Genomic DNA, 1,079 nt, shown 5'->3' on the forward strand with positions numbered 1-1,079 from the left:
TTATTAGATGTGATGCAAAGAATTTTTCATTTATTCCTATATTTAATTGTCATCACCACGTTAAATGGTTGCTTTTTTACCAAGCATGAAGTTCAACGTTGGCCACTCGAACCACAGGGCTCAACGAGCTTTGGACTCAGCCGAGATGGTCGATTTGCCCTGCTCTACTCTGAAGAACACCACTTGGTTTTGTGGGACCTAGAGCAAAACAAAAAACTCGCAACGCTTGGAAAGCTTGATGCCGATGGCAACGCGGTATCTCATATTCGTATTTCAGACAACGGCCGTTTTGCTGTAACCGCAGGTCAAATGAACTTTGCCGTTTGGGACCTTGGCTGGACGCAAGCACAAGGGCTGTGGTCCATTTCTGACGCGTTAATTCGCGACATCGACATCACCAGCAACGGTGAACAAGTGCTACTCGGGCTCTCAAACGGTAAAGCCATTTACGTCAACTTAGTCACCGGCCGTCGCTTGGAGTTCCTCGCTCACCGAGAAAAAGTCAACTCTGTCGCCATCTCTCCCAATGGTCGATTCGCATTAACAGGCGGTAACGACTACAAAGCTTACCTCTGGGATACTGAATCTGGTCAGGTATTACGAACTTTTGAACATGAACAACGTGTTGTGCGCGTAGCACTGCAACGAGATGGCAAACTCGCCATGACGTCAGACGGTGGCAATCAAGCGATCATTTGGAATTTAGAAACGGGGCAAAAGGTTTCGCAACTCAGCAGTTGGTCACGCCAGCTGATTTTCTCTACCGCGCGTTTTTCTGATGATGGCTTTCGACTGGTAACGGGAACACCTTCAGGCCGCGTCTCGATTTGGGATACGCAGAGCGGAAAGCGCATTGACGGATTTGAAGTCGAGCCGAAAAAAGATACTCGCCCTCCTCGCGCGGTCGTGTATGATGCTGCCTTTGATTCTAAGCAACGTGTAATTACTGCCACATCGGCGGGCATCGCCCAAGCTTGGCAACTAGAGAACGGGTCATGACAGAAAAACTCATTGAGCAATTGGAAGCACGCATCAACGACTTAGAGTGTCAGGTGGCGTTCCAAGAGCAAACCATCGAA

1 protein-coding gene and 1 pseudogene are annotated in these 1,079 nt (G+C 48.7%); both read left to right on the forward strand.

From position 1 onward, the window contains the following. Window positions 1-12 precede the first annotated feature (12 nt). A complete protein-coding gene (locus R7D93_RS25970; protein ID WP_318129643.1) occupies window positions 13-999 on the forward strand; it encodes a hypothetical protein in 987 nt (328 codons plus the stop codon). Then, a pseudogene (locus R7D93_RS25975) lies at window positions 996-1,079 on the forward strand (SlyX protein); the annotation flags it as partial. The gene R7D93_RS25970 and the pseudogene R7D93_RS25975, both read left to right, overlap by 4 nt.

Source organism: Vibrio sp. YT-15, from assembly GCF_033337445.1.
In the GTDB taxonomy this organism is placed as follows: domain Bacteria; phylum Pseudomonadota; class Gammaproteobacteria; order Enterobacterales; family Vibrionaceae; genus Vibrio; species Vibrio alginolyticus.

Coding starts and splice junctions, on each gene's coding strand:
- R7D93_RS25970 (WP_318129643.1), top strand. CDS start 13: ATGCAAAGAATTTTTCATTTATTCCTATATTTAATTGTCATCACCACG.